5 protein-coding genes are annotated in these 6,240 nt (G+C 74.2%); 2 read left to right on the plus strand and 3 right to left on the minus strand.

Annotated features, from left to right (window positions below; all coding sequences use genetic code 11):
- Position 1: 1 nt before the first annotated feature.
- Both purH and purN read right to left on the minus strand, forming a co-directional pair.
- Entirely contained in the window at positions 2 to 1,585 is a 1,584-nt protein-coding gene (purH, locus tag UWG_RS0119375; protein ID WP_016908860.1) for a bifunctional phosphoribosylaminoimidazolecarboxamide formyltransferase/IMP cyclohydrolase, read from the minus strand.
- 7 nt (positions 1,586 to 1,592) lie between these two features.
- Entirely contained in the window at positions 1,593 to 2,204 is a 612-nt protein-coding gene (purN, locus tag UWG_RS0119380; RefSeq protein WP_016908861.1) for a phosphoribosylglycinamide formyltransferase, read from the minus strand.
- Between the two features lie 299 nt (positions 2,205 to 2,503).
- On the opposite strand from purN, the gene UWG_RS0119385 reads away from it, so the two are divergent.
- A complete protein-coding gene (locus tag UWG_RS0119385) occupies positions 2,504 to 3,313 on the plus strand; it encodes a hypothetical protein (RefSeq protein WP_016908862.1) in 810 nt (269 codons plus the stop codon).
- Between the two features lie 42 nt (positions 3,314 to 3,355).
- On the opposite strand, the gene UWG_RS0119390 is transcribed toward UWG_RS0119385, so the two are convergent.
- Positions 3,356 to 4,849 (minus strand): cell division protein PerM, encoded by a 1,494-nt coding sequence (locus UWG_RS0119390; RefSeq protein ID WP_237720168.1) that lies wholly within the window; start codon positions 4,847 to 4,849, stop codon positions 3,356 to 3,358.
- A 148-nt stretch (positions 4,850 to 4,997) separates the two neighbouring features.
- Here UWG_RS0119390 and UWG_RS0119395 point away from each other — a divergent pair, with 148 nt between their 5' ends.
- On the plus strand, positions 4,998 to 6,182 hold the full coding sequence (locus UWG_RS0119395; RefSeq protein ID WP_016908864.1) for an RNA polymerase sigma factor: 1,185 nt from the start codon (positions 4,998 to 5,000) through the stop codon (positions 6,180 to 6,182).
- Positions 6,183 to 6,240 lie beyond the last annotated feature (58 nt).

Consider the following 6,240-nt stretch of genomic DNA (forward strand, 5'->3'; position numbering starts at 1 on the left):
GTCAGTGGAAGAAGTGCCGCGTCCCCGTGAGGTACATGGTGACGCCCGCCGCCTTCGCGGCCTCGACCACCTGCTCGTCGCGGACCGAACCGCCCGGCTGCACGACCGCCTTGACGCCTGCCTCGGCGAGGACCTCGAAGCCGTCGGGGAACGGGAAGAAGGCGTCGGATGCGGCGTAGGAACCCCGCGCCCGCTCCTCCCCCGCCCGCTGCACCGCGAGACGGGCCGAGTCGACCCGGTTCACCTGGCCCATGCCGACGCCGACCGTCGCACGGTCCTTGCCGAGCAGGATCGCGTTGGACTTCACGGCGCGGCCGGCTCGCCAGGCGAAGGCGAGCTCCGCGAGCTCCGCCGCGTCGAGCGGATCGCCCGCCGCGAGGGTCCAGTCGGCCGGGTCGTCGCCCGCCGCCTGCAGGAGATCCTTCTCCTGGACGAGCATCCCGCCCTCGAGGGGCTTGTGCTCGGTGCGCGCCGCCGGCGCCTCGGCGCACCGCAGGATGCGGATGTTCTTCTTCCGCGCGAGCACCTCGACGGCGCCCTCCTCGTACGCGGGCGCCACGATCACCTCGGTGAAGACCTCGGCCACCTGCTCCGCCATCGCCACGGAGACCGGCCGGTTGACGGCGATCACGCCGCCGAACGCGGAGAGCGGATCGCAGGCGTGTGCCTTGCCGTGCGCCTCCGCCACGTCCGAACCGACCGCGATCCCGCACGGGTTGGCGTGCTTGATGATCGCGACGCACGGGTCCTCGTGGTCGTGGGCGGCCCTGCGCGCCGCCTCGGTGTCGACGTAGTTGTTGTACGACATCTCCTTGCCGTGGAGCTGCTCGGCGGCGGGCAGCCCGGTGCCGCTGCCGTCGGCGTAGAGGGCGGCCGGCTGGTGCGGGTTCTCGCCGTACCGCAGCCGGTTGGTCCGCGTCAGCGCGGTGCCGGTGAACGAGGGCAGCGCGACGCCGCCCTCGGCGCGCTCGCTCTCGTCGGCCGCGTACCCCTCCGCGAACCAGCCCGCGACGGCGACGTCGTAGGCGGCGGTGTGCGCGAACGCCTCGGCGGCGAGCCGCTTCCGCGCCGCGAGGTCGAAGCCGCCGGCGGAGGCGGCGCTCAACACGTCGCCGTACCGCTCGGGGTTGACGACGATCGCCACCGAGGGATGGTTCTTCGCCGCGGCGCGCACCATCGAGGGCCCGCCGATGTCGATCTTCTCGATGCACTCGTCGGGCGAGGCCCCCGAGGCAACGGTCTCCCGGAACGGGTAGAGGTTGACGACGACCAACTCGAAGGGCTGCACCCCCAGTTCGACGAGCTGTTCCCGGTGCTCGGCGAGCCGCTGGTCGGCGAGGATGCCGGCGTGGACCCGCGGGTGGAGCGTCTTGACGCGCCCGTCGAGGCACTCGGGGAAGCCCGTCAGCTCCTCGACCGCCGTCACCGGGACGTCCGCAGCCGCGATCGCCTTCGCCGTCGAGCCTGTGGAGACGAGCTCGACCCCGGCCGCGTGCAGGCCCCGCGCCAACTCGTCGAGCCCCGTCTTGTCGTAGACGCTCACCAGCGCGCGACGGATCGGCCGCCTGGTCTCTCCGGCACTCATACCGCCCTCACTCCTCACGCAGTCGTACCCTTCTTCCTCCCGGGCCCTCGATGCGGTATCCGCCGCGTGCCAGCCGGCCCACGACCTCAACGAGCAACCCTCGTTCGACTTCCTTGATCCGCTCGTGCAGCGCGGCGCCCTCGTCGAGGTGGTCCTCGTCCCGGATCTCGACGGCCCGCTGCGCGATGACGGGGCCCGTGTCGACGCCGTCGTCGACGAGGTGGACGGTGCAGCCGGTGACCTTGGCGCCGTACGCGAGCGCGTCGCGGACGCCGTCGGCACCGGGGAAGCTGGGGAGCAGCGCGGGGTGGGTGTTGACCAGCCGCCCCCCGTACCGTGCGAGGAACTCCTGCCCCAGCACCTTCATGAACCCGGCGGAGACGACCAGATCGGGACGGTGTGCCGCGGTCGCCGCGGTGAGCGCCGCGTCCCACTCGGCCCTGCTCGCATGGTCCTTGAGCCGGCGTACGAAGTACGGCACTCCGGCCCGCTCGGCTCTCGCCAACCCTTCGATACCCGCGCGGTCGGCACCGACGGCGACGATCCGCGCGCCGTACGCCGGCTGCGAAGCGGCGTCGAGCAGCGCCTGGAGGTTGCTGCCGGACCCGGAGACCAGCACGACGACTCGGGCCTCACGCCCGGGCTCGCCGAGCGGAGGAAAAGGTGGCTGATCCGCGGCCACGGGGCGGCTCACTCTCGCTGGGCCCCGGCGTACCGGGGAAGACAGACTTGTGCGATCGAACCAGAGCCCGTCCGAAATGCACCCGGGGAACTCTACGAAGCGTCCGACCGTCGGCAACGATACCGGCACTCGCCTCCGCCCCCGCGGGACGGGTGCACCAGCGGAAGGTAGCGTCAGTGGCACGGATTCTCACTCGCCTATCTGCCGCGAAAGCGACAAGGGAAGACACACACCTGATGACCGACCGACGCCGCCGCGCGGCCCCCTCCGACAACCCGTCCGGCGAGGACAACCCCTTCGCACCCCCGCCCGAGGACAGGCCGGACCAGCCGTGGCAGCCCCGCCGCCCGCAGCGCGGCGGCGAGCAGGGCGAGAGCGACGGCGAGGGGAATGCAGAAGGAAGCGGGGACGAGGGCCGTTCGGGCTCGGAGAACGGGCAGTCCCCCTGGAGCAGCCAGTGGAGCAGCCGCCAACCCGGCCGCGGGAGCGGCGGGTTCGGGTCGCCCGCCGGCGGTGGCTCCGACGGCGACGGGCGCGGCGGGCAGCAGCGCGGACTCCGCTGGGACCCGACCGACCGCTACCAACGCCACGCCAGGTACTCCCTGCACACGGGCATCTGGGCGCTCTTCTTCGCGCTCTTCAGCCTGTGGCAGGTCGCGCTCCTGCTCGGCGCCCTCTCCCTCTACTGGGGCGTGAGCGCGCTCCGGCACCGTGCGGGCGACGGGGAAAAGGGAGGCGCCCCGCAGGCGTCGGCCGAGGACGTCGCCGGCACCGACCGCAAGAGCACGGAGGAGGGCGGCTCGCGCGAACTGCCCGTCCCCGTCTCGGTCACGCCGGCGCAGGCGGCGAAGGCGAAGACGACGGCGGCGGTGAGCGGACTCGTCACCGCCGGGCTCGCGCTCTGCGTCGTCGCTGCGACCTTCACCTTCCAGGCCGTCTACCAGGACTACTTCGACTGCCGGCAGGACGCCCTCACGCAGGCCTCGCGCGACGACTGCGACCGTCTCGTCCCCGACAACCTCCGCCCGTTCCTCGAGGACCGCTGACGCCGCCTGCCCAACGCGAAGGCGCCGAGCGGGAGTTGCGGGTCAGCCGTCGCCGTCGCGCCTGGGCGGGAAGTCGGCCATCAGGCCGCCGGAGGCGCGGCGCATCGCGGACCAGCGGCTGCGTCGCGCGGTGTGCCACTCCTCGTTGTGGACCTCGGCCTCGGCCGCGACGACCTCGGCCGCCGCCCGCTCCTGCGTACGCCGCACCCCGCGCAGCCGCCACCCGCGCACGGCGAGCGCCGTCGGCAGCGCCGAGACGGTCCAGCCGGCCGCGGCGAGACCGGTGAGCACACCGCTCGGCCCGAACTCGGCGAGGGCGCCCGTTCCCATGGCACCGCCCGCGAGCGCCGCGAGCAGTCCCGTCACCGCACCGCAGAGGAGGGCGGCAAGGAGCGAGGCGAGCGCCGTGCCGCACGCGGTCTCCGGAACTCCGGCGAGCGAGATCCGGCGCCCCGGATACCCCACGCGCTCCTCGTGCTCCACCGGCGCGGCGCTCCGCGCGACGTACCACCCGCAGAGCAGCCCGGCCGCCGCCGGCACGGCGAGCACCGCCCACGCCGTCCGCCCCAGCCCGCCCTCGGGAGCGGCCGCCAGCAGCGGGAAGTCGGGCAGCCTGGGGGCCGCCCCGACGGCGAAGACGGAGACGGCGTTGCCGGTGCCGAGCGCGAACCCCGGCCCCAGCGCGTAAGCCGTCGCCCACAGGACGAGGTTGGGCAGCAGCACGAGGCAGAGCAGCAGGAGCGCGAGCCTGCCGGAGAACGACTCGGTGATCTCCCCGAACGCGCCTTGCGCGACGCCGCCGTGCCAGAAGAGTCCGACGCCTGCGAGGAGCGCACCGCCGCCGAGGAGCACGGCCCCGGAGACCGCGGCGCCCCGCATCGCCGTCTCCAGCCGCCACGACGTGAGCGCCCCGACGGCGCGCTCCGGCGGACGGCACCACGGCAGGGCCGCGACGAACGTGCGGAGTCCCTCGCTCAGGGGCGGTCGACCGCCGCGGTTCCAGACGGCGAGCCCCGCGACGCCCGCGGCGAAGAGGGGCAGGTGCAGCAACGCGCTGAGCACGTCGACGCGGAGCGGCCCGGTCGCCGCGTACCCGGTGGCGGCCAGACCGACCAGGACGTACCCGCACGCCACGGGCGCCGCGAGGGCGACCACGCCGGCGTGGGGCCGTCCGGAAGCGGCTGCCTCGTCGCGGACGTGGCCGGCGGCCCGGCCGAGCAGCGCCAGTGGGAGGGCGCAGAGGAGAACCGGCGTGATGTCGACGGGCGGGGCACCGCCCTGGAGCGTCCCGGTACGGAAGAGCTGCGCACCGTGGGCGAGCAGCCAGAGGTCGGCGGCGATGTGGAGCGCGCCGCCGGGCCCGCTGTCCGGGTACGGCGAGACCGTCCAGAGCAGCAGGACGACGGCGGCGAGCACGCCGAGTCCGAGCACCGCGGCCAACGCGCCGACGAGCAGTCGGGTTCCGGTGCCGGGCGGGAGCCGGCGGCTGGTGCCGTAGTGGGAGAGCACCGAGGCGGTTCGGGTGGCTTGACTCACGCGGTCATGCTGCCAAGAAGAGCTGATATGCCCCGGTAGGGAGCGGACTGTCGTGGTGTCGAGGAAGCTCGCAATTTTGATGATTTTATGCAGAATGACTCTTGTCCCGCGATCGATCCCTTCCACACACCGGTGAGGACGGATGGGCATGACGGACGAGCCACAGAGCGCTGAATCCCCGACCTCTTCCCCACCGCGCAACGAGACGGAACCGGACGGCGCCCCGGTCCGCCACCGCCTCCACCCCGACCCCGCGGCGGCCGTCCCCGCCGCCGAGACGCCGACGGACCGCTTCGACCAGCTCTACACCCGTCACGCGGCCTTCCTGACACGCCAGGCGTACCTGCTCTGCGGACACCGCAGGGTCGCCGAACGCGCCGTCTTCCACGCCTTCCACCGCGCGTGGGAGGAGTGGCCCGCCACGGCGAGCGACCCCGATCCGGCCGTCGTCGTCCGTGTCCGCACCTACGAGTACGCGCTCTCCCCGTGGCACCGGCTCCTCCCCGGCCACCGGCTGCCCGAGGCGCACCCGGGTCCCCCTGCCGACCGGGACATCCTGGAGGCGCTGCTCAGCCTCCCCGGCGCGTACCGTGCCGCGTTGCTGCTCCATGACGGTGTCGGGGTCGGACTGCGCGCGGCCGCACAGGAGTTGGAGGCGAGCACCCCGGCGACAGCGGGACGCATCATGCACGCGCGGCAGGCGCTCGCGCAGCACTGGCCGGAGCTGCGGACCGCCTCGCAGAACCGGCGCAGCACTCTGATCGCCGCGCGGCTCGCGGAGCTGGCGGCCGCCCAGCCCGTCCACAACCCGCCCCCCGAGGCCGTACGCACGGGCAGCGAGCGCACCACCCGCGGCTGGACACGTGCGGCCTACGGCCTCACCGGCGCCGTCGCCGTCGCCGTCGTGCTCGGCCTCGTCACGGCGAGCGGCGGCGAAACGCCGCAGCGCTCGGACGAGCAGGTGACGGCGTCTCCCAAGGCACCGCGCACGGACCGGGGTTCGGAGGGCGCCGAGCCGGGGCCCGACGAGGTGCTGCCAGGCCCCGGAGACCCGGACGGGGCACTCGGGGGCGAGCCCGTCCCCCAACCCTCGCCCAACGACGGCGTCCCGCGCGGCCCGGGGGACACGCTGCCCGAGGTGGGGCCGACCGGGGAGGCGTACGTGCCGCAGCTCCGCTCCACCAACAGGCGAGTGCGACTCGGGGAGTTCGCGCCGTCGGAACGGCCGTCTTCCCGCGCGGGAGGACGCGAGGCATCGGACGCCCCGCGCCCCGATTCCGCGCCGCGCGCGTACCGTTCGCCGGGCTGGACGCCGGCTCCCGTCCGGGACTGAACGGCAGGCGTACGCACAGCAGTCGGGCCCGCTCCCTCGCGGGGAGCGGGCCCGACTG

This window comes from Streptomyces xiaopingdaonensis, from assembly GCF_000262345.1.
Lineage (GTDB): Bacteria > Actinomycetota > Actinomycetes > Streptomycetales > Streptomycetaceae > Streptomyces > Streptomyces xiaopingdaonensis.

Excerpts from the sequence above, each read along its gene's own strand:
- purH (WP_016908860.1), bottom strand. The coding sequence starts at position 1,585 with ATGAGTGCCGGAGAGACCAGGCGGCCGATCCGTCGCGCGCTGGTGAGC.
- UWG_RS0119385 (WP_016908862.1), top strand. The coding sequence starts at position 2,504 with ATGACCGACCGACGCCGCCGCGCGGCCCCCTCCGACAACCCGTCCGGC.
- UWG_RS0119395 (WP_016908864.1), top strand. The coding sequence starts at position 4,998 with ATGACGGACGAGCCACAGAGCGCTGAATCCCCGACCTCTTCCCCACCG.